At 40.0% G+C, this 22992-nt stretch carries 22 protein-coding genes and 2 pseudogenes; 7 read left to right on the top strand and 17 right to left on the bottom strand.

The features are described 5' to 3' along the window. Positions 1-23 precede the first annotated feature (23 nt). From MKZ18_RS04750 to MKZ18_RS04720, 7 genes are all read right to left on the bottom strand, one after another. Complete coding sequence (locus MKZ18_RS04750; RefSeq protein WP_025910340.1) at positions 24-1220, bottom strand: ABC transporter permease; 1197 nt, start codon at positions 1218-1220, stop codon at positions 24-26. Beyond that, positions 1217-1906 (bottom strand): ABC transporter ATP-binding protein, encoded by a 690-nt coding sequence (locus MKZ18_RS04745; protein WP_025910339.1) that lies wholly within the window; start codon positions 1904-1906, stop codon positions 1217-1219. The genes MKZ18_RS04750 and MKZ18_RS04745 overlap by 4 nt, the downstream gene beginning before the upstream one ends. Next, on the bottom strand, positions 1903-3024 hold the full coding sequence (locus MKZ18_RS04740; RefSeq protein WP_061786379.1) for an efflux RND transporter periplasmic adaptor subunit: 1122 nt from the start codon (positions 3022-3024) through the stop codon (positions 1903-1905). Before MKZ18_RS04740 ends, MKZ18_RS04745 begins: the two co-directional genes overlap by 4 nt. Next, positions 3024-3683 carry a Yip1 family protein gene (locus MKZ18_RS04735; RefSeq protein ID WP_076512586.1) on the bottom strand — a complete coding sequence of 220 codons (660 nt, stop codon included), beginning with the start codon at positions 3681-3683 and terminating at the stop codon, positions 3024-3026. Before MKZ18_RS04735 ends, MKZ18_RS04740 begins: the two co-directional genes overlap by 1 nt. 195 nt (positions 3684-3878) lie before the next feature. Beyond that, on the bottom strand, positions 3879-4886 hold the full coding sequence (locus MKZ18_RS04730; RefSeq protein WP_340842896.1) for an aromatic ring-hydroxylating dioxygenase subunit alpha: 1008 nt from the start codon (positions 4884-4886) through the stop codon (positions 3879-3881). A 104-nt stretch (positions 4887-4990) separates the two neighbouring features. Then, positions 4991-5503, bottom strand: a complete 513-nt coding sequence (locus MKZ18_RS04725; protein WP_061786382.1) for an acyl-CoA thioesterase — start codon at positions 5501-5503, stop codon at positions 4991-4993. A 175-nt stretch (positions 5504-5678) separates the two neighbouring features. Continuing rightward, the gene (locus tag MKZ18_RS04720) at positions 5679-6722 is read right to left on the bottom strand and encodes a DUF5105 domain-containing protein (RefSeq protein ID WP_061785939.1); all 1044 of its coding nucleotides are present in this window, start codon (positions 6720-6722) and stop codon (positions 5679-5681) included. 484 nt (positions 6723-7206) lie between these two features. On the opposite strand from MKZ18_RS04720, the gene MKZ18_RS04715 reads away from it, so the two are divergent. Then, the gene (locus MKZ18_RS04715; RefSeq protein WP_061785940.1) at positions 7207-7725 is read left to right on the top strand and encodes a cupin domain-containing protein; all 519 of its coding nucleotides are present in this window, start codon (positions 7207-7209) and stop codon (positions 7723-7725) included. Between the two features lie 49 nt (positions 7726-7774). Here MKZ18_RS04715 and MKZ18_RS04710 read toward each other — a convergent pair. Continuing rightward, positions 7775-8494, bottom strand: a pseudogene (locus tag MKZ18_RS04710) (MFS transporter); the annotation flags it as partial. Positions 8495-8633: 139 nt separating this feature from the next. Here MKZ18_RS04710 and MKZ18_RS04705 point away from each other — a divergent pair. From MKZ18_RS04705 to MKZ18_RS04695, 3 genes are all read left to right on the top strand, one after another. Then, a complete protein-coding gene (locus tag MKZ18_RS04705; protein ID WP_340842897.1) occupies positions 8634-8981 on the top strand; it encodes a winged helix-turn-helix transcriptional regulator in 348 nt (115 codons plus the stop codon). Between the two features lie 35 nt (positions 8982-9016). Further along, entirely contained in the window at positions 9017-9214 is a 198-nt protein-coding gene (locus MKZ18_RS04700; protein WP_025909675.1) for a YwbE family protein, read from the top strand. 159 nt (positions 9215-9373) lie between these two features. Continuing rightward, positions 9374-10180, top strand: coding sequence for a glycerophosphodiester phosphodiesterase (locus MKZ18_RS04695; protein WP_253346793.1), 807 nt, complete (start codon positions 9374-9376; stop codon positions 10178-10180). Positions 10181-10221: 41 nt separating this feature from the next. Here the strand turns inward: MKZ18_RS04695 and MKZ18_RS04690 are convergent, their stop codons facing one another. From MKZ18_RS04690 to MKZ18_RS04660, 7 genes are all read right to left on the bottom strand, one after another. After that, positions 10222-12006 (bottom strand): L-lactate permease, encoded by a 1785-nt coding sequence (locus MKZ18_RS04690; protein WP_340842899.1) that lies wholly within the window; start codon positions 12004-12006, stop codon positions 10222-10224. Positions 12007-12250: 244 nt separating this feature from the next. Further along, entirely contained in the window at positions 12251-13024 is a 774-nt protein-coding gene (locus MKZ18_RS04685; protein ID WP_061785944.1) for a fumarylacetoacetate hydrolase family protein, read from the bottom strand. Positions 13025-13048: 24 nt separating this feature from the next. Continuing rightward, a complete protein-coding gene (locus tag MKZ18_RS04680; protein WP_100347200.1) occupies positions 13049-15229 on the bottom strand; it encodes a malate synthase G in 2181 nt (726 codons plus the stop codon). 21 nt (positions 15230-15250) lie between these two features. After that, the gene (locus MKZ18_RS04675) at positions 15251-16717 is read right to left on the bottom strand and encodes an FAD-binding oxidoreductase (RefSeq protein WP_062686598.1); all 1467 of its coding nucleotides are present in this window, start codon (positions 16715-16717) and stop codon (positions 15251-15253) included. Continuing rightward, on the bottom strand, positions 16714-18069 hold the full coding sequence (locus MKZ18_RS04670) for a (Fe-S)-binding protein (protein ID WP_340842900.1): 1356 nt from the start codon (positions 18067-18069) through the stop codon (positions 16714-16716). The genes MKZ18_RS04675 and MKZ18_RS04670 overlap by 4 nt, the downstream gene beginning before the upstream one ends. 3 nt (positions 18070-18072) lie before the next feature. After that, the gene (locus tag MKZ18_RS04665) at positions 18073-19395 is read right to left on the bottom strand and encodes an FAD-binding oxidoreductase (RefSeq protein ID WP_340842901.1); all 1323 of its coding nucleotides are present in this window, start codon (positions 19393-19395) and stop codon (positions 18073-18075) included. Between the two features lie 36 nt (positions 19396-19431). Then, on the bottom strand, positions 19432-20127 hold the full coding sequence (locus MKZ18_RS04660; protein WP_251385553.1) for a FadR/GntR family transcriptional regulator: 696 nt from the start codon (positions 20125-20127) through the stop codon (positions 19432-19434). 238 nt (positions 20128-20365) lie between these two features. Here MKZ18_RS04660 and MKZ18_RS21040 point away from each other — a divergent pair, with 238 nt between their 5' ends. Further along, complete coding sequence (locus tag MKZ18_RS21040) at positions 20366-20665, top strand: transcriptional repressor (protein WP_404825859.1); 300 nt, start codon at positions 20366-20368, stop codon at positions 20663-20665. 125 nt (positions 20666-20790) lie between these two features. Here MKZ18_RS21040 and MKZ18_RS04655 read toward each other — a convergent pair. Beyond that, a pseudogene (locus tag MKZ18_RS04655) lies at positions 20791-21039 on the bottom strand (PLP-dependent transferase); the annotation flags it as partial. Between the two features lie 259 nt (positions 21040-21298). Here MKZ18_RS04655 and MKZ18_RS04650 point away from each other — a divergent pair. Both MKZ18_RS04650 and MKZ18_RS04645 read left to right on the top strand, forming a co-directional pair. Then, the gene (locus MKZ18_RS04650) at positions 21299-21619 is read left to right on the top strand and encodes a sigma factor (protein ID WP_341344605.1); all 321 of its coding nucleotides are present in this window, start codon (positions 21299-21301) and stop codon (positions 21617-21619) included. Then, on the top strand, positions 21591-22475 hold the full coding sequence (locus MKZ18_RS04645; RefSeq protein ID WP_025909857.1) for a DUF4030 domain-containing protein: 885 nt from the start codon (positions 21591-21593) through the stop codon (positions 22473-22475). The genes MKZ18_RS04650 and MKZ18_RS04645 overlap by 29 nt, the downstream gene beginning before the upstream one ends. A 260-nt stretch (positions 22476-22735) precedes the next feature. On the opposite strand, the gene MKZ18_RS04640 is transcribed toward MKZ18_RS04645, so the two are convergent. Continuing rightward, positions 22736-22966 (bottom strand): hypothetical protein, encoded by a 231-nt coding sequence (locus tag MKZ18_RS04640; RefSeq protein ID WP_025909858.1) that lies wholly within the window; start codon positions 22964-22966, stop codon positions 22736-22738. Positions 22967-22992: the final 26 nt, after the last annotated feature.

The following is a 22992-nucleotide window of genomic DNA, read 5'->3' as shown; positions in this document are numbered from 1 at the left end:
CTGGTTTTGAGTGATTTTCTTCCTTATTCATATCTTAACGCTTCAATCGGATCGAGCTTGGCTGCTTTATTTGCTGGAAGCATTCCAAAAATCACGCCAATTGTCATTGAGAACAATAGTCCAATGACAATAATTTGCCATGAAATTAACGGTGGCCATCCTGCAAACATCGAAACGATAGAAGCACCGCCTGCTCCAAGTAAAATGCCAACGATACCGCCGATTAACGTTAGCGTTATTGATTCAATCAAGAACTGTGTTAAAATCTGTCTTTTCGTTGCGCCGAGAGCTTTACGAATACCTATTTCTCTTGTTCTTTCTGTAACCGATACAAGCATGATATTCATAACGCCGATGCCGCCAACTAATAATGAGATTCCAGCAATTGAACCAATAATTGTTGTCATAATTGTTGTGACTTGCCCAATGCCATCCGCAATGGCTTCCATATTCATGACGGTGTAGGAATCTTCTGTTCCGTACGTTTCATTTAATAGATTTGCTGCGCTCTCTCCAACAGTTTGTAATTCATCTGGATTGGAAGCTTGAAGACTTACAGACGTATAGTCTACTTTTCCAAAGCTTGATTTATACGTGTTGCTCGGCATATACACTTCCATCATGCCAAATGACCCTAATATGCCGGTTGGCTTTTCTAAAATTCCTACAACTTCAATTGGCTGGTTTTTCACCCAAATGATTTCGCCAAGGCCACTGCTATCTTTAAACATTTCCTTGTTTAGCTCATCGCTGATAAGAGCAACTCGGTTACCCGATAAAAAATCACCATCGGTTAAGCTTTGTCCCTGTGCAATTTTTAAATCATTTACGTCCAAATACGACTGGTTAATAGCATATACCGTTGTATCTAACGTGTCTTCTTTATAACGGACCGACATCATTTCCTGTAGAGATGCCACAACGTTTTCAACACCTGGTAACTTTCCTAGATTATCAATATCTTGCGACGTAAAAAACGCCTGCTCCCAAATGTTTGGGTTTGTTTGTATTTCTTCCTCTGAAGGTTCGTACATTAAATCAACCGTATTGCTATCGCCTGTAATTTGCGATTTAAGCATCTGCTCTCCACCTTGACCAATCGCTACAACGATAATAACTGCTGCAACCCCGATAATAATACCGAGCATCGTCAAGAGCGAGCGCAGCTTATGCGCAACAACCGACGCCAAAGCCATACGAATATTTTCCATCATGCTCATAGTTCAAGACTCTCCTTACCGTTGTACGCAACGATATTTCCATCACGAACTAATATTGTTCTTGAAGCATATTCAGCTACTTCTGGCTCATGAGTGATGACCACTACGGTTGTTCCATCTTTGTTTAAAGCAGCAAATTCCTCCATAATTGATACGCTTGTTTTTGTATCAAGCGCTCCCGTTGGTTCGTCTGCTAAAATGAGACTAGGCTTATTAACGATGGCACGAGCAATAGCAACACGCTGCTTTTGTCCACCCGATAGCTCATTTGGTAAGTGATTGATTCTTTCACCTAATCCTACCTTTAACAGCGCAGCTTCAGCACGCTTGCGTCGCTCTTTTCGAGATATGCCCGTATAGACCATCGGCAGCTCTACATTTTCCACGGCTTTTAACCGGGGCAACAGCTGGAATTGCTGAAACACAAATCCAATCTGTTCATTTCGCACCTTAGCTAGCTGATCATCACTGTACGTTGAAATCTCGAGTTCATTTAAAAAGTAAGCACCTGAAGTTGGTCGATCTAAACAACCAATAATGTTCATCAAGGTTGATTTACCCGAACCTGAAGGACCCATAATGGCAACAAACTCACCGTCTTTAATCGTTAAATCAATCCCTTTTAAAATAGGAACTTCTTCTTTCCCAAGACGATAGCTTTTAGAGATATTTTCTAATTTAATCATTTCACTGTCACTTCCACACCATCTGCTAGCTCATTAGATGGATTTGAGATGATTTGATCCTTACTCGTAACGCCTTTAACAATTTCAATTGACTTGTTTGTTGTTTGACCAACCTTCACTTCTCGCTTAACAGCTTTTCCATCTTTTACGATATACACATACTTCTCATCGCCTTCATTGACAATTGCTTTTGATGGAACGGCTTTTGCTTTTTTGCTTTCAGTTTCAATTTCTAATAAAAGCTTAAAGCCTGGACGAATACTTTTAATCCCTTCATCCGTTACCTTTACTTGTACTGGATATTGATTCGCTGCGTCTCCACCACTTGCTGCATCGGACTGCTGTGGTAAGAAATCAACTTGCTGAACTGATCCTTCCCACTCTTTGTCCGGCACCACATCAGATGTAATTTTTACTGGCTGACCTACTTCAATATTAAGAGCATCATATTCTGATAGAACACCTGTTGCCAAATATTGATCCGTATTGCCAATATGTATAAGCGGCTTTTGAACCTCGCTTGTGTTGTGAGCAGCTTCTTTATCCACAGACAGCACTGTGCCAGCTAATTCACTTTTTTCAGTGAGATTATTCTCTTTCTTTGTTAATGACTTGCGCTCTAGCTTGTTGCGTTCAGCTTCAATTTTTGCTGTTTCAAGATCTAAATTAAGCTGAGTACGTTCTTCTTCTATTTGCGCTTTCGCTTCTTCTTTTGGAAGTTCTTTTTCCAGCTTCTTCTGCTTATCTTTCAGCTTAGCAATCTGCTTATTTAGTGAGCTAACCTGTAGTTCATTCGATTTTTCGCCAAGCTTATTTTGTTCTTTTTCAAGCTCTAAATCATCATTTGTATATGTGACAAGCGGTGTGCCAACTTGAACTCTTGTACCTTCTGTTACTTTAATATCTTCAATCTCACCATTTTCTGGCTGATAATACACATACTGCTCATCGGCAAGCTTAAGAGTACCTGGAATCATAACCGTACTGCGCAACGTCATATCTTTTAATGACGTCACGCTAACTTGTACGTCTTCACTTTTCTGTGCTTTAAACACGTTTACGCCAATTAGTACTACGATTAAGAGAGAAACAACTGTGATGATTATACCTTTTTTCATTACGCCATAACACTTCCTATAATTTGTGAAATAACAGACAGTACAAAAAAGACACTAGCAATAATAATTGCAGCTTTTTTAGATAAACCGCCTACTTTTTGTAAGCCCATTGCTGTTAAGATTAGCGACCAAATCGAGAAAATTTCAATGCTTGCTAATACGCCACCAACAGCTCCTTCAGCTCCAATTAAACCATTTAAAGACGTTATATTTATTCCTGTTCCAGCCACAACTGCAATGACTGTATTTAGTAATAAACCAAGCATTGTAATGAACGTAATAAATGCTGTTAAACTAAACATGTGCTTATACTTTGCTGTTCCTTTTCCGATTTTTACAATAAGTAAAAGGATTCCTGCACCAATTAACATCGCGATAGGCGTGACAATTAACGCTCCAATTCCAGCTCCAATCATGCTAAACAATTTCATAGAATCATCTGGCTCAATCCCAAGCTCCTGTAAAGAAGCCAAGCTTTCTGGCGTAATGGTACTAAGTGCGAATGCAACGGTACTTAGTAAGATAACGAGAATGAGTGAAGCCACAATCGCTGGACGCTGCTTCATTTTGTCAAACTCAGCGCCTGGACTAAAAATAAACTTAAATACGGACGGCTTTGGCCCCTGCTTCTGTTCGGTCGTCGTAATTTCTGGATTCATATAATAGCTCCTTTTTCAATAAATTTTTATTTGTTTACCTTTACACAGAACCCTGATAAGTTATAAACAAATCAGTAACATTTTAACATAAAAATGTAATAAAGTTTACTTATTTACTATATTTTTACTTTTATAGTTTTATACTCAACAAAAAAGATGCTGCTTATTAAGATAAACGGCATCTTTTCTTTCCTATTATATAGTTTTTGCTTTTCTTCCCACATCGCTTCCAAACTCAACGCCAAGCTCTCCTAACCATTTTCGGTATGCAATGCTAACGCGATCAGGATTAAGATGCGGCTCTGCTTGTAAGTCTAATGGAAGTTCTTCTGGCTTTTGACTTTCAACAATGCCTGTATCTTGTTCGATGATAAGCTGTTGAAATTCTTGAAAATATTCATCTGGCTTATCCAGCTCATAATTTCGTGATACGAGTGCAAAAACGGTTGATTTCAGCTGTTCTTGGGGCAATACGGCAAACAGCATGGAGAAGATTTCGTTGGTTTGATAATTCACTTTTTTCAACCGCGCAACCGTCGGGCGAAGAATTTCAAACGTATAGTAAATGGTTGACCAGTTCCCTGTGCCGTCCGCATCAGCATATACTTCAATCTCGTCTGAGACGTAGTGGTTATCACGCCAGTTCACTTTGTAATCCGGAATTTCTGTATAATCTGGATGCCCTAAGCTTCCTTCATGAACAAATGCAAGATGGCTCACATCCAAAAAATTCTCAACCACGCGAGGTGCCGCTGCATTTATCGTATGAGCATACGCATGGACAGTCTTAAAAGATGGGTGATTATATTCCTCATAGTAAGGAAGAGGTTCTGCTGCATCAGATCCTTGTTCACTGAGTCGAACCCAAATCATTCCGTATACTTCTCTGCACTGATATACAATAGCTTTTGCTTTGAGTGGAATCGCTCTATTCGGTGGCTGCTGCGGAATTTTTTTACACTGTCCATCCACATTATATTCCCATCCATGATAAGGACAAACGATGCAATCATCTTTTACCTTACCAAGCGACAAAGCAGCTCCTCGGTGAATGCAAAGGTCTTTAAAGGCTTTAATTGCTCCTCTTACCCGAAAAAGCACTACTCTCTCTTCCAATACCTTCACAGCAAGTGGATCCACTCCTAGATCTTGACTGTACGCAACTGGCAGCCATTCTTTTGCTAATACAGCATCTTTAAACATCTGCTTCCCCTCCAGTTTGTAGACGAAAATGATATTTTAAAGATTAGCATCTCCAGCACAATCCGTCTTTTAGTTGGTAAGGTTAGCTGACAGATAATTTACATTTAGTTCCACGGCTGCTCGAGGCTTAAGAACTGTGCTAAGCTATTGCTGTTAGCGCGCACACTCTTTCTAATTTTTGCTCGCTCAGGTGCCGTTTGATATAAATACTTTTCTTCATCCGTTTCTGGGATTACGCTCGGCACTTCGCAAGGCTTTCCATCTTCTCCAAGCGCAACAAAAGTGATAAAGGACGTAGCAGCAATTTTTCGCTCTCCTGATTTTAAATTTTCTTTTATGATTTTCACAAAGATCTCCATTGAAGATCGGCCTGTCCAAGATACATATGATTCAAAACATACCGAATCCTGCGGAGTAATCGGATGTAAGAAATGCACAGAATCAGTTGATGCTGTTACGCACTCTGCTCGGCTATGACGAGAAGCAGAAATTGAAGCAATCATATCAATATCGCTCATGAGCTTACCACCAAATAACGTTTGATGATTATTTGTATCATTTGGAAATACGCGACTCGTTCTAACCGCTTTTGATTGTCTACAATATTTTGCTTTCATCTTCCATTCCTCCAACTATACACATAAAAACTTTTATTGAGACCATCATACTAGCACATCTTCATAAAAATAACTGTAAAATTTGCTCAAAACACAAACAAAATTTACAGTAAGCGCTTTATAACAATCAAAAAAGAGAGAAGATCATCTCTTCTCTCTTTCTAGGCTTACATCTTTAGTTAATGTCACCCGCAGCGAATGCTTTTTCAACTGTATCGCTATATTTATCTTTTGGCTTAACTTCCCATTTTCCGTCTTTTTCAACCATTTCAATTTCTAATGGATAGTTGCTTTCTTTAAGCTCTGCCCCACCTAGAATGTCTTTGAATTTTGAAATTGCATAAGCTTCTTGTTTTTTCGAATCATATTCATTTGTTTCTTGATAATAAGCGCGCTTATAATCAGAAACTGTATTATATAAGTTATATACGCCGATACCGGAATAATTCACTTCTACAACTGCTTTTCCATTAACATTTTCAATCGTTTTAGCTTCAAACGTCGCTTTTGAATTCAACTCGTCTTTATACATTTTGTATAAATTAGACGCACCTTCTTCTGTTAAATCATTTGAAAACACTTTATTAATTGATTCACGGAATGCTTTATTAGCAGACTTTTCAACCTCTTCCTTATCTGCTACTACATATTTATCGAAGTCTTCATTTTCTTTCCCTAAGAACAACACGTCAATATAAGCTGTCAATGCTTTTTCAGGAGTTTCTAAGTTTTTTAAGCTTTTCTCATATTTTGCTGTATCTAATTTTAACTTTACTTCTTCAATCTTATTATCGTAGTCTTCACTAATTGGCTGAAGACCAATTTCATACTCTTTATCTTTTTCTACGTTAAAAAGATACGTAAGTTTTTTGGACTTATCAGACGCAATCTTTCCAGATCGCATGGACGTTTCAATTTCATCGCTGTATACGTCTGTATTAGGTTCTAATTGTTCGTCACCATCGTAAAGGCTGACATCATTGCTAGACAATGAAATGGCATCCTTAGACGTATTCTTTACTTCTAACTCCACCGCAAGTAAGGCCTCATCTCCGCTCACGCCACCGTCTTGCTCCGATACTAATATGTACTGTGCACCATCAATTTTTGCTTCAAACGACTTGTTTGCACCTGCTCCTTCTCCTTCTTCACTTGATCCACACGCTGCTAAGCCCAGTGAAAGAGCCCCAATTAAGACTAAACCTGCTGCTTTTTTCACGTAATCCTCTCCGTTTCTCTTTATGTTTTCATGAACTCTATCATCGACTAATTTCATAATCTCTATATTCACAATCACTTATTTCGAATTACTTTTTTACAGTTATTTGATAAAGTTCATTACTTAATTCTCCTTTACCATCATAAGGAAATCCTTAAACATCTTCAATCTTCCATAAGTCATTAAATTACCAGGATATTTTTGTAAGTATTTCGACTCATATTGTCCCATTAATCTACCTACTTCTCAGTTATTTAAAAATACACTCTTTCCATTACAAAACCTACCATGATAATATTTACCATATACATTCCTTTTTTTGGCGTTGTATTTTAAGCTTGTTTCTTATCAAGGAACAGACTTATAGTTCAAATGAACCACTTAGCCTCTTTTAGGAATTTAGTTTTAGTTATATTTCATTTTTTTACAGATAATCCAACGTTAGTTTATTTCTTTTACGAAGAGGGAATGTTAAGAAAATACGATGTTTGGAGGAGGAGAGATTGTGTCAGATGTAAAAGTTTTGTTTTTTGATGATGATGGGGTTATTCCCAACCACCCTTCCCTTCCTGTTTTACTCTATGAACATGCATTAATTGATCGTAAGGATAAAATGGAAACTATCTTTCATAATCACAACTGGAAAAATAGCTGGGTAAATGGCATTTATGATTTTCATCACTACCACAGCAACACACATGAGGTTCTCGGTATTATACGAGGCTGTGCTCGCTTACAGCTAGGTGGTCCCAAAGGTGAAAATATTGTTGTACACGCTGGAGATGTAATTGTACTGCCGGCAGGTACGGGACATAAGCACCTTCAATCAACGGCTGATTTCCAAGTAGTTGGCGCGTATCCTGATGGAAGCAACTATAATTTAAAGACCGGTAATTCTAACGAACATGCAGAAGCTGTCAAACAAATAAAGAATGTGCCTCTTCCGAAAACAGATCCAATCTACGGAGAGGATGGACCCTTACTTTCTTTTTGGCAGCAATAATACATGCAAAAAAATGGAAGGCCGTTTAAGCCTTCCATTTTCATTTACCTTACACCTTTTCTATTCGTGCACTCCATGCAGTGAGTAAAACAGCTCCAATCACCATTACTCCACCAATCCACGGCGTATGAATAATGCCGATTGAATCCACAATAAGCCCACCTACAAATGCACCGATGGCAATTCCGATGTTAAACGCAGCGATATTAAGCGCTGATGCCACGTTCACAGCAGATGGAACATACTTTTCTGCTAAGTTTACCACTAAAATTTGTAAGCCCGGAACGTTCATGAAAGCGAACAGCCCCATTAAGAAAATCGTAATTAAGCCAACTATCTTAAACGGTGCCGTAAAGCTTAAAGCAACTAAGACAACAGCTTGGAAAATAAACATCCAAAACAGTGCTTTAAGCGGTGATTTATTCGCTGCTTTTCCACCTACAGTGTTACCAATTGCCACTGCAACACCATAGACCAGCAAGATGATACTTACCCATTTAGCACTAAAGCCTGTTACATTTTCTAAAAGAGGTGTTAAATAAGTGAATGCAACGAACGTACCTCCGTACCCTAGGGCCGTAATAGCAAATGCTAATAAAAGTGGACCATTTGTTAAAATCTTGACCTGTTCTTTAAACGACGTAGGCGGTGCTTCTTTTAAGTTATTCGGAATTAAAATTGCGCTTGCAATAATTCCAACCACTCCAAGTAAAGCCACTGCTCCAAAGGTTGCTCTCCAGCCAAATGTTTGACCAATCAAGTACGATAGGCACTAAAAAGTACCTAATGGACTATTTTGGGCGTAAAGCGGTACAATAACAATAAATTGATTAACGTTCACGCATGAGGAATATTTGTGGCATGCAAACGAATAGACAGAACATTGTTACGTAAGGAGGCTTTTAGTAATGAAAGTTTACAATATTCCAGTCGAAGCTTCTCTCGAAGTAATTGGTGGTAAGTGGAAAGTAGTGATTTTATGTCACTTGATTAAAGGAAAGAAAACAACCGGAGAACTAAAGCGCTTGATGCCAGGCATCACTCAAAAAATGCTAACTCAGCAGCTTCGTGAGCTTGAAGAGGACGGCATTATTTTACGTGAGGTCTATAACCAAGTTCCTCCGAAAGTCGAGTATTCTCTAACGGAATATGGCTGGTCTCTTAAAGGAATTTTAGATGCTCTTTGTGCATGGGGCGAGCATCATATTGAAAAAACATACCCAAATAAAGAAGATGTGCTTGTACAGGTTGACTAAATCGTCAGCACATCGTGAAAGTGAAGTGGATAGAAATGAGCGGGCAAAATCGAAATGATATTTCTCCTGGAACGAAGGTATCAATCGTTCTGAAAGCTGATCAACGAACTGGAAAATTAACGGAGGGAATTGTGAAAGACTTGTTAACAAAGTCTTCGTTTCACCCTCACGGCATTAAAGTTCGGCTAACAGATGGACAGGTAGGGCGTGTAAAAGAGATTCATTCTGTCTAAAAGCTGTCGAAACATTGGCTGATTTGTAAATAAAAGTAAGACTTTGTATCTATTTTTATTCATCTTCCTGTAATCAAATCTCAATGTACGATTCATGCGGTATCAATATTCCAAATTTATACTGAATCATGAAAACAGTTTGAGTTGGGAGATGGAGAGATGAATAAAAAAGTATTAGCAGGGATTGGGATTTCATTTGCTTTGTTGCTAAGTCCTTTACAGCAAGCATCGGCTGCAAAAAATGACGTAGACAACGTAGCGCATCGTGGTGCATCTGGATATGCTCCAGAAAATACGGTCGCTGCGTTTGAGAAAGCATTCGAAATGAAATCAGATTATATTGAAATTGACGTACAGCAAAGTAAAGATGGCGAGCTTGTAGTCATTCACGATGTAACCGTCGACCGTACGACAAACGGTACAGGTGCAGTCAAAGATCTAACACTAGAAGAACTACAATCATTAGACGCGGGAAGCTGGAAAGGAACCGAATTTGCTGGAGAACCCATTCCAACATTTGAAGAAATTTTGGATCGCTACCGCGGCAAAATTGGCATTCTAATTGAATTAAAGTCGCCCGAACTCTATCCAGGCATCGAAGCAAAAATAGCTGGTGAGCTAAAAGAACGCAACATGGACAAGCCAAACAATGAAAAGATCATTGTTCAGTCATTTAATTTCGACTCGATGAAAAAGATGGACGAGCTGCTTCCAAACGTTCCAGTTGGCGTGTTAACAGGGTCTAAAGCAGATACAACAGAGGAAAAGCTTCAGCAGTTTGCGACATATGCTGATTACTTTAACCCTCATTACGGACTTGTTACAAATGAGTTAGTGACAAATGTACATAATAACGGAATGAAGATCTCTTCTTGGACGGTGCGTAATCAGCAAACGGCTGATTTCCTGTTATCAATGAATATAGACGCTATTATTACTGATTACCCTGATTTTGTTCAAAAATAACAAAAAGCGAAGTGGAATTCTATCCACTTCGCTTTGTTTTATTAGTCTAAGAACTTTGTTTTATTCCCAACAGAGATGAGCTGCGTACGACGTTGATTTGTACTGATTATATACACCGCTACTAAAAAGACACCTACGACAATTGCTGATCCAATATTTACTAGTCCTTTTTCAGCATACCATACGATTGCATACCCAACCGCTCCGGATAAAAGCGCATAGTACATAAACGGCAGCAGCGTTTTTCGAATAACCGCTCCTTCTTTTCCAACCAGCCCTACAACGGCTGAAGCTGCCACAACATTATGAACGCAAATCATGTTTCCAGCCGCTCCTCCAACCGCTTGTAAAGCAACAACCCAAGTTGGATTCACGCCAATTTGGGTACCAACATCGTATTGAAATAACGAAAACATCATATTGCTTACGGTGTTGCTTCCAGCAATAAATGCACCAAGTCCTCCAATAAAAGTTGAAAGCAACGGCCAATATTCGCCTGCTAAAGCTGCTGCACCGTTTGCTAATTCAATTGGCATTTTATCGAACCCCGCTTCTCCTCCTCCAGAATTAATAAAAACCTGTACCATCGGAACCGTAAAAATTAAAGCTGTAGACGCAGCAATCGTTGTTTTTGCAGACTGTGCCCACGCCTTTTTATAAGCTTTTTTATTCATATGATGAAGGAAATAAGTGATTAGAGATACTAAGATGAAGATTGTTCCCGGAAGATACAGTGGCTGAAAGCTTGCACTTACTTCAGAACCAAATATATTCGGAAACGAAACGGTCCATGATTGTAGCCATCCTAAAATAGGAAGCGCTTTCAACCTTGATACCACTAAGAACACGCCAACTAATACATAAGGGAGCCACGCACGAAACATGCTCATTTGTCCGTTATGATACGCAACATCTTTTATTTCTAAACTGCCTATCCACTCAGGGTCCCACTTGCTTTTCTCTTCAAAGTCCCATGCTTCTTCTTTAGCTGGCATTAAAAATCCTCTTTTAGCAGCAAAGACAACAACGACAAGTCCGACTAATCCACCAATCATTGATGGAAACTCAGGACCTAGTAGGTTTGCAACCAAGACATATGGAATGGTCATTGCAAACGCAGCAAAGAGTGCAAACTTCCAAACGCGGATTCCTTCCGTAAATGATTTATTCTTCCCAAAGAACTTTGTCATAAGCGTCACAACAAACAGTGGAATAAACGTACCCGCGATCATGTGTAAAATTGCTACCTGTCCACCAATTTCAGTTACCAGTGCTAGAAAGTTATCCGTAATGCTTGCATCTGCTGATAATCCTGTTTGAACGCCGACTAGCATTGGTGTTCCTACTGCCCCGAACGAAACGGGCGTACTTTGAATAACCATTCCAGCAATAACCGCTGCCATGGCAGGAAAGCCTAGGCCTACTAACAGCGGAACCGCAACCGCAGCTGGCGTACCGAAACCCGAAGCTCCTTCAATAAAGGAACCAAATAACCATGCAATAATAATAACTTGAATACGGCGGTCCGGTGAAATATCCGTAAAGCCTTGGCGGATGGTTTTAATTCCGCCGCTTTCTTGCAGGGTGTTCAGTAATAAAATTGCACCAAAAATAATATATAAAAGCGTTCCTGCAACGACCAAACCATTAATGGAAGCAGCAGCGATTGTTACGCCAGGCACCTTCCATACAAATAACGCTAACCCTACAGCCACCAAGTAAGAAATTGGCATCGCTTTGCTAGCAGGCCATCTCAGCCCTACTAAAAAAATACCAACCGCTAAAATCGGTAAAAGTGATAGAAGTGCTAACATTCCAGTACTCATGCTTTTCTTCCTCCTTTTCAACAAGTGTTTAAAACAGTTTATTTTATGTGAGAGAATATCCGTTTCAGTCAAGCTATTACCTTTTTTCATAAATAAAAACCTGTTCGAAATCCGATTACGTCGCAATTCGAACAGGTTGTTTTTTGTTGTGATCGAAATACCTAAGCAGCCTGAACCTGTTTTATTCATGTAGACAAGCATGTTTACCGCAGATACCAAGCTGTATTCAAATCATTCTTTCTTATTAATTCACGTTGACTTTTACTTTGCTAAAAGTATTTTTCAGCGAGCCAATTTCATCAATATGACAATTAATAATGCTTCCTGCGCCCACTAATTCCGCTCCTACTGGACTACCTGTTAAAATAACGTCTCCTGGTTTGAGCGTCATCACATTTGAAAGATAAGCAATCATTTTTTCAACCGAGATGATGATAAGATCCATACCGCTATTTTGTTTTTCTATGCCATCCAGCGTCGCTTTTACACGAATGTTTGCAAGATCCAGCTCGGTTTCAATATAGGGACCAAGCGGCGTGAATGTATCAAATGATTTCCCCACCGTCCAGTGGCCGTCCGGGTGAATAAACTGCGGTGCTGTGACGTCATTTCCAATCGTATAGCCAAAGATATACTCACGAACATTTGACGCTGAAAGTTTTTTTGCTTCTTTTCCAATGACAACCGCAAGCTCAGATTCAAACTTTACTTCTTCAATTCCTTCTGGAATGATGATATCTTCACCAGGCCCAATAACCGATGAAATGGGTTTAAAGAAAAATACCGGAATATCAGGAAGCTTTTCAGGCAGCTCGCTCACATCTTTCACGTAATTAGCTCCAATGCCAATAATCTGATTTGGCTGTATTGGTGCTAACAGCTTCACATCTTCTCGTATAAATGTGCGCCCCGTGTATTCCCATTTCGTAAACAAATCTCCTGTTATTTCACGAATGTTTTCTTTTTCTACTACTCCTTGGCAAATCACACCTTCTGATTCAAAACGTGTAAATTTCATACGTAGCCTCGCTCCTTGATTCGCTTATTTTTGTTCGATTGCTTGCTTTGCTTTTGCTTCAATGCGGCGCGCATGCAAGATTGGCTCAGTGTATCCGTTTGGTTGATCATATCCTTTAAACACAAGGTCGCACGCTGCTTGGAACGCAATAGACTCTTCATAATGAGGTGCCATTGGCTGATAGTTAGCGTCACCCGCATTTTGGCTATCCACGACTTTCGCCATTCGTTGTAGCGTCGCAAGAACTTGCTCTTTTGTACAAATTCCGTGATGTAACCAGTTTGCTACGTGCTGACTTGAGATACGAAGCGTTGCTCGGTCTTCCATTAAGCCTACGTCGTTGATGTCTGGAACCTTTGAACACCCAATTCCTTGATCTACCCAGCGTACTACGTAGCCCAATATACCTTGTGCGTTATTATCTAATTCTTGCTGTACCTCTTCTTTTGTCCAATTTGGTTCTTTAGCAAGCGGTACCTGTAAAATGTCATCTCGCAGATTAGTAGAATTGTTCGCCAGCTGGTTTTGAACATCCACAACCGAGACTTCATGATAATGAAGAGCATGTAACGTTGCAGCGGTTGGGGATGGAACCCATGCCGTATTTGCTCCTGCTTGTAAGTGGCCTACTTTTTGTTTCAGCATTTCAGCCATTAAATCTGGCATTGCCCACATACCTTTTCCAATTTGCGCTTTTCCTTGGAATCCGCTTGCTAAGCCTGTTAGTACATTTGATTTTTCATATCCTGCTAGCCAAACGGAAGATTTCATATCATTTTTTCGAATCATGACGCCTGCTTCCATAGATGTATGTATTTCATCTCCGGTGCGGTCTAAGAACCCTGTGTTAATGAACGCAACGCGATTTTTAACTTTTTCAATGCACGCTTTTAAGTTCAGTGACGTTCTGCGCTCTTCGTCCATCACTCCAATCTTAAGAGTATGGCGTGGCAATCCGACTAAATCTTCTACGCGATCAAACAGCTTATTAGCAAATGCTACTTCTTCAGAGCCGTGCATTTTCGGTTTTACAATATACACAGAGCCTTTTTGAGAGTTTTGATACTTACCAGTTCCAAGCAGCGTATGCTTTGCAATTAAACTCGTAATTATGCTATCTAAAATACCTTCTTGAATTTCATCACCGTTGGCGTCTAAGATGGCGCTGTTGCTCATCAAATGACCTACGTTTCGTACAAACATCAAAGAGCGTCCGGAAAGCGTCACAGTATCTCCGTTTGCAGTTTCATACTGACGATCGTCATTTAGCGTACGGGTCATTGTTTTTGCACCTTTTTTAAACGTTGCCTTTAAATCACCTTTCATTAAGCCTAACCAGTTGCGATACACTTCTACTTTGTCTTCTGCATCTACTGCAGCTACCGAGTCTTCACAGTCCATAATAGTTGTGACAGCCGATTCAAGCAGCACATCTTTTACGCCTGCATCATCGCTTTTTCCAATCGCATCCTGGCGGTCAATTTGAATTTCAAAATGCAGCCCGTTATTTTTAAATAACAGGGCACTCGGGTTTGAACCATCACCTTGATAGCCAACCCATTTGCTCGGTTCTTTCAGCTCCGTTGTTGTCCCGTCCTGCAACAATGCTTCCATCTTATTTGTCACGACGTACTGCACAACGTCTTCGTGTTTGCCTTCTTTTAATGGAATCGTATGATTTAAAAAGGATTTTGCAAACGTAATGACCTTTTCACCCCGAATCGGATTATACTGACTTTGAACTCCAGCTCCATTTTCGGAGCTAATCGCATCCGTTCCGTAAAGCGCATCGTATAAGCTACCCCAGCGAGCATTCGCCGCGTTAATTGCGTAGCGGGCATTATTAACTGGTACAACAAGCTGTGGTCCAGCTTGAAGCGCAATTTCATCGTCTACGTTAGCTGTTGAAATTTGAAAGTCAGCTACGTCTGCTTCTAAATAGCCAATGCTCGTAAGAAATGCTTTGTACGCTTCAAAGTCAAAGGAATCACGATTTTCACGATACCATCGATTTAATTTGGCTTGCAGTTCATCACGTTTAGCAAGCAGTGCTTTATTTTCCGGTGTTAGCTCATGAATAAGTTGTTCGAATCCTGCCCAAAACGCCTCCTCTTGTAGTCCAGTCTCCGGAAGAGCTTCTTCATTAATAAATTTGTACAAAACAGGTGCTACTTGAAGTTTTCCAATTTGCTTATAAGCTACCATTTTACTTCCTCCTTTTAATGATTACGGACGTGCAACTGTTTGCTTATCCTTTAAATCACGCTTAACTTCAGCGCAGCGACTTGGACTTGGAAACAGTTTACCCGCATTTAGTAAATTTTCTGGGTTAAACACTTCACGAATGTTTGTTTGAGCCAAAATTTCTTCATCCGTAAAGACAAATTTCATTTCCTCTTTCTTTTCGATACCCACACCGTGTTCTCCTGTAATGGTTCCGCCAACATCTGCACAAACCTGTAAGCACTCACTGCCTGCTTTTAACGCTCTGTCTGTTTCTCCCAGCTTTGCCATATCGAATAGAATGAGCGGATGTAGATTACCGTCACCAGCATGAAAAATATTCGCAATTCTTAACTCATATCGCTTGCTAATTTCGTTGATCCGCTCCAGCACTTCTGGCAGTTTGCTTCTTGGAATGACGCCGTCTTGCACTAGATAATCCGGCGAGATGGCTCCCATTGCTCCAAAGCCCGTTTTCCGGTTTGCCCACCAGCTCGCTCGTTCTTGCTCATCTTTTGCAACTTTTACTTCTCTGACATGATGCCGTCGGCAAACGGCAAGAATTTCTTCAATTTGTTCCTCAATACCTGCTGAGATTCCATCAACTTCAATAAGCAACACCGCTTCAATATCTTTTGGATGTCCTACTGGAAAAGCAGCTGCTTCTACGCCTTCAATCGCAATTTTATCCATCATTTCAAGAGCCGCCGGAACAATACCTGCTGAAATGATGTCAGACACGGCTTGGCTTCCATCTGAAACATGGTCAAAATACGCTAGCACCGTCTGCTTGGCTTCAGGATTTTTCAAAATACGAACCGTAATTTTTGTTACGATTCCAAGCGTCCCTTCAGATCCTGTCAAAAGCCCAAGAAGGTCATAGCCTGGCGTATCCAGGATGCCTTCTCCACCAATAGTGATAATTTCACCATTCGGCAATACCACTTCAAGCGCTAAAATATGGTTTGTTGTGACTCCATACTTTAAACAATGAGCGCCGCCTGCGTTTTCCGCAACGTTGCCTCCGATTGTACAACAGTATTGACTTGATGGATCGGGAGCATAATAATAGCCCTTATCTGCAATTGAGTTTGTGAGCTTTAAATTAATGAAGCCGGGCTCAACAACTGCTTGCCGGTTTTCAAGATCCACGCTCACCAAGCGCTTCATTCGAACAAGGCTAATGATCACTTCATTGTTGAGAGGAATAGCTCCACCGCTTAGCCCTGTACCAGCTCCTCTAGCTAAAAACGGAAGGTTATGCTTCGCACAGTAGCGCACAACTTTTGCTACTTCTTCAGCATCTTTTGGAAACACCACCGCTCGTGGCAGTTTGCGGTGAACGGTAAACCCGTCACAGTCATAAGCGAGCAAATCAGCTTCTTCATATAAGATCGACCCACTGCCTTCCATGAGAGCAGCTAGCGCTAGGATATGCGCATCATTTGAACGAATTTTTTTCTTCTTCATGAGCGATACCCCTTTTCTTCATCTTCTTTTTCATACGCCCACTGCAGCAGCTGAACCGTATGGACAACCTTTTGGCTGCGACCGTATTTTTTTACACCCATGGCCATTTGGAGCATGCAGCCAGGATTCCCCATTGAAATTAACTCTGCATCTTCCGGCACGCTTTCCATTTTGCTTTTTAAGATTTCACCTGCCATTTCTGGATTGGTCATATTATAAATCCCCGCGCTACCACAGCACCGATCAGCATTTGGCATATGCACCATTTCCACTCCCGGTATATTAAGAAGTAAATCGCGCGGCTCTTTTCTCACGCCTTGACCATGCGCAAGATGGCAAGCATCATGATAGGTAATCGTTGTGTGTAAAGACGCTTTCGGTTTTTCATAGCCCGTATCGTATAAGTATTTTGAAATATCTTGGACTTTTCTGGAAAATGCTTTGGCTCTGTCGTACCATTCCGTTTCCTCTTCTCGAAACAGCTCGGGATATTCTTGCAGCATACACCCGCATCCCGCTGCATTTACAACGATGGTTTCCTCATTTTCAAATGCTTCAATGTTTTGTTTTGCAAGCTTCCTTCCCGTGTCTCGGTCGCCGGCATGCACATGCAAAGCACCGCAGCACGTTTGTTTTTTTGGAATCGTCACGTTGTTTCCGTTGCGGGTTAATACTTGAATAGTAGCATCATTAATATCGCTGAACATCACGTCCATGACGCACCCAGTTAAAAAAGCCACGTTTGCTTTCGCTTCATTTTTTGCAGGAATCGTTGTTTGCTTCTTATATTTCTTTTGTACAGGCTTTTTAATATCTGGCATAACTGCTTCCATTTCAGCTAAATGCTTTGGCATCACGCTCATAAGTCCCGTTTTTCGCACAGCTTTTTGCAGCCCGCTTTTTTGATAAAACTTCAGCAGTGAACCGACGGATTCAAGACGTCGCTGGTATGGGAATAATCCTTTTAAAAAGAACTCGTTTACAGTTCCTTTCACACCGATAAGCGGCATCGCTTGACGGATTTGACCGCGCGCTTCTTCAATCAATCCACCGACATCCACATCGGCTGGACAAGCTGTCGTACAGGCTTTGCAGTCTAAGCAATCAAAAACTGGCTCAATTAGCTGTTCGTTTACTTCAAGCTTCCCTTCAGCTACGGACTTAATGAGATGAACGCGCCCTCTTGGTGAATGCTGCTCTTGACCCGTTATCTCATAGGTTGGGCACGATTCCAAGCACATGCCACAGTGCACACAATCAGCCCATTTCATTGGGTCAGGCTTATCTTTCCATAAGTAGTTTGTTAGGCTACTTGCTGTACAGGCCGGCTCGTTTACAACCTCTCCACTCATAAATCAAATCCCTCCCACAAATCGCTTATGATTTAACATTTTGTTCGGGTCTATCCTTGATTTAATTCCTTCGTATAAAAAGAAGTGAGATGGCTTTTCTCCCCAGACGTTGAGCTGCTGACGAAATACAAGCGGTGCGTGCGTAACGACTACATATCCTTTTAGTTCATGAGCTTGCTTACGCATATCAACAATTGCTCCTAGAATGTCTTTAGAGCCCCCACTAATTTCGATTTGACAAAGACCGTGACCGATTCCCCCATGTGCCCGAATGCGGACATCATATCGATTCGTAAGCAAATATGCGCTTTCTACTACCTTGAGGGCATCGAGATTTTTCACTCCTACCTTTAAAACGGCTGTTAGAGAGTCCCCATCTATAGAAGAAGCTCCATTGACACCCATTCTGTAAAGCTGGTGCCAAAAGCGAATTCGCTCCTCTTCCGATTTGATGGAAACAACTGCTTGTGAGCTTCCCAGCCCTTGAATTGCTTTTTCTTGATAGCGAACAGAGCTCTCAACATCCTCCAGCGCAATGGCTAAACAGTAAGCTTCTTCTCCAACTAGCTCTCTACTCAAAGAAGGACTCATGAGTTGTAGGGATACGGGCTCTAGCATGGAATCCAGGATCTGAGTCGCTAAGGACCTGATATCAATTAAAGATGCCTCTGGAAACGCGATAACGACGAGTGATTGGCACTTTGGAAGCGGACGAAGCTTTAGCGTAATTTCAGACATAACAGCAAGCGTCCCCATTGAACCAATGAAGAGCTTATTCATATCGTAGCCGGCTACGTTTTTGACGACTTTTCCGCCAGAACGAATGATTTGTCCGTCAGCATACACAAGCGTCATGCCAATGACAACATCTCGACAAGATCCATATCCAAGGCGTTTAGGACCGCTGTCATTGGCTGCTACAATACCACCAATTGTTGCTGTTTCGGGCCAAGATGGATCTAACGAAAGCTGCTGACCGTATGTGGCTAAATGATCTTGTAACTCCTTAAACGATGTACCTGCTTTCACCGTAACCGTCATGTCGCCCGGTACATGCTCCACAATTCCCTTATAGCGAGAAAGAGATAGCAAGATATCAGCAGATTGAACTAAACCGCCGAACCCTCGCTTCGTACCTGCACCCATGATGGATACCGTATATCCATTTTGATTCGCATACGTTAAAACAGCTGCAATTTCGGCTTCAGAAGTCGGGTAAACCGTAACCTCCCCTCCATTTCCAAGCGGATGTGCTACTGCTGTTTCCTGCACTTGCTCAGTAGAAAAAAGCGCTTGAAGGTCAGAAAAAAGTCGTTCTGCAATCATCAAACTCCCCCATCGAAATTCAATTTTTATGAAGCATTAGCGCTGGATGCGCGTTAAGCTTGTTTGTAGAATATTTTCAACAAGTTCTAAATGATTCAGCATGTGTATGTAGGCATCTTTTGAATTTGATTGTTTAATGGATTCATAGATGTGATAGTGGTGTGACGCAATTTCTTTTAAAACGGCTTCGTGTGGTTGAATGTACTGATAAAAATCAATCATTGCTTTTTGCATCTTCGTGGAAATAAACTGGATGAATTGAGTTAGCATTTTATTGCCTGCTGCATGGACAATCACTTGATGGAAGTGGTAATCGGCTTCCCAGTCATTTTCAAATGTTTTGGAAAGCGCTAGTTTTAATTTCTTTAAATCTTCTGGAGAGCGATTCTTGGCAGCCATTTCAGCAATGCCCGGCTCCAGCATTTTTCGGACTTGAAATAGTTCTCGAACATCCTCTTCGCTCGGTAAAAGCATGGTATATTGAAACATTCTTGATGAATCAAACTGACAAATAAACGTGCCTTCTCCCTGCTTTACATCCACAATTCCTTTACCTTTGAGTGCGGTAATGGCATCGCGTACAGATGAACGCCCCACGCCAAATAACGTGCACAGCTCTCTGACTGAAGGAAGCTTCTCTCCAGGCTTAAACTGACCCGAAGCAATCATGCCTTCAATTTGCTCTTCAATTGATTCTGAGATTTTCTTTCGAGCGATTCGTTCTACGTTCACAATAACACCACCTTTCAGTTATCACATATGTGATATGTTATCGCTTACATTTATTAAAGCACCTTCAGTTTTTGATTTCAATCTTTTTTTAAAAAATTTACAAAAAATAAAATTAGCATACCGATTTGCAACATCAAAAAAGGACACTGAAGGATATAAAATAATACAAACCTATAATCCCAACAATCATTAAACTACTTACCTTTATGTCCTCCACAACAGATTTGAATGACTAAAAATTTTCAAGGAGTATATAAACCATGTCAACAGACGAATATTTACTTTTTTTAAAACAGAACGGTTATCACATAACAAACCAAAGACGCGTCTTAATCTCTTTTTTTGTGACCGCCAAGATGCCGAGCTGTCTGCTCAGCAAGTTATTGATCACTTGAAGAATACAAATAAAAGAATCAGCTTCGATACGGTTTATAAGAACTTATCTTTATTTGTAGAGTTAGGATTCTTAAACTGTAGAGAAGATGAAACAACAAAGACATTTTCATTGAATATAGTTGACTCTCCTGTTTACTACTGAGAGAAGTTACTACATTTACTCAATACAAAGAGCAAAAGGGTTCGCAACCATGAACACTTTTGCTCTTTTTCTTATTATTCTTGGCTTAATTCTATCGCTTGCTTAAGGTCATCAATAATGTCGTCAATCGCTTCCGTTCCTTTTTCCAGTAGCGCTATTCGCTTTTCAAACACGTCCGTAGTTGGATTCATAATGCGGCTGTAAATATTTCCTTCACTCTGTAAGCTGAACAAACTTGCTGCGTGTTCACTATCATGAAACACATACGAAGACGTTTGGTAAATTGGGACTGTTCTTGATAACGTCGTCGGATCAACTTCCTGCCCTCCGTGAATAGCTACTGTTTCAGGCTTCAATTCTCTTTTTTGTGTCATAATGCTTTCTCCCTTGTCTTGGTTTTAACATAAGAACATTCTTTTATATAAATGCACAAAATCCTTTTTATTTTTACAACAAGGCAAATTATTTTTTCTATACCATTTTTTAGTTCACAAAAATGAATTGAATGATTTGCTACAATAAATCAGCTTAAACTGATATACCAAGTTTTATTTTTATTAGCAATCAACTAAACTTTTTATTGATAAAAATAGATATAAACCACAACTTTTCTCTAACTCTTTCTTCTAAACAATAGATTTTAACAAAAAGGAGCGTCAATCACTTGGTCGATTTACCAAAAAACAGATTTCTCTCTGGTACGATCAGTACGGTGAAGCAGTCTTTAAGTTTATCTTTATGATGATTAAAGACTACCAGCAAGCAGAAGATTTAACCGAAGAAACCTTTGTAAAAGCATACGTTCATATCGATGCTTTTCAAGAAACAGCGGACATTCTAAACCGGTCAGAAAGCAAAGTGAAGTCTACTTTATTTCGGGCACTGCACGGCTTAGAACGACAGCTTCTGAAGGGAGATTATGAATATGACAGCAAACCAAGACAAACGCAATAAACATATTTTCAAAGAGTTAGATGCAAGCTTTTCGCTGAGCGAATCAACGAGGAAAAGAATGAAGCAAAATATTATGGTGGAAATTGACCAAAGAGCTACAAGAATTCATTCACCTGTCCGAAAGAAACCGTTTCAAAAGAAGCTGCTTTATACAAGCTTAGCCACATGTCTACTAGCAGCTTTGTTTATTGGTTCAACCTTTGTCTCACCTGCCATGGCTCAGGTAGCTTCTAAAATCCCTTACCTTGGAAAGCTTTTTGAACCTGAACCAATTACAGATATAATCTTTGATACCTTAGAGAAACAAAACTATAAAGTAAGCAGTGTAGGAACTGTTTATCCAGACGGCAAAATCATGGATGACATTCAACGAACATTGAAAGCTAAAGGATACCATTTAGTAACGATTGGAATTACTACTCATGTTGATAAAGATAATCACGATAGCTATTCTATTGACCTGGAAATAGCGGATACAGAAACAAGAACAGACGCTATAAAAAAAGAAGCGCAACAAATTTTAAAGAAATATGATCAAGCAAACACGGACATTACATTTACAAAAGTAAACGGACCAAAACGCGAACAAGACGGACGCTGGGGAACAATCGTTACCACAATAGGGGATGGTTTACTAAGCAAAAAGAAATATGAAGTCGTTGGAATTGGTTATTCAGTTAACCCATCTCCGCACCTAAACATTACAATATCTCGTCAAGAAGAACCGCAGCTATTTGCAAAAGAACTAGAAAAAGTTGTAGAGGAATTTTTAGAATCAGATAAGATGAAGAAACAACTTCAAGGTGATTCATATGAAGTTATTATTCAAAATGAAGCTGGGGAAAGGTTAAACTAGTTTCATAAAAAGCACCTATTTTAGGTGCTTTTTTGTGTCTACTCTTTTACAGGTTAATACAGTTCGTTCCCCTTGATATAGATGGGCGCCTAAAATTTCTAGTGAGACAATAATTCTTTTTCCATCCACTAAAATAGTTTGTTCAAAAGCTCTTAAACTTATAAAATTAAAAGTAATAGTTATCTCAAATAGATACTAGGTTGTAAAAACAAAAAGAAGTCAATCTATATTCAGATTGACCATTTAAAAGAGTAATTACATCACCCTTTTTTATTTTCTATCTCTTCTGATACTTTATGAATGCTTTTTATATTTAGAATCCATAGGATACTTACTCCTACGTAATATATGCCTATTATTGATAGATTATCTGATAAATTAACCCAAATAGGTTTTGATAAGCCAAAATGCCCCCAAATAACAGCTATAAGGAAAAAGGTTAAAGGAGTGACCAGGTGGACCATCCCATATAAAACTTTGCTAAATTTCATAATTTATTCCCCCTTAACTTTTAACA

Source organism: Priestia sp. FSL W8-0001 (assembly GCF_038050335.1).
In the GTDB taxonomy this organism is placed as follows: Bacteria; Bacillota; Bacilli; order Bacillales; family Bacillaceae_H; genus Priestia; species Priestia flexa.
This window is presented reverse-complemented; position numbering and strand designations above follow the sequence as displayed.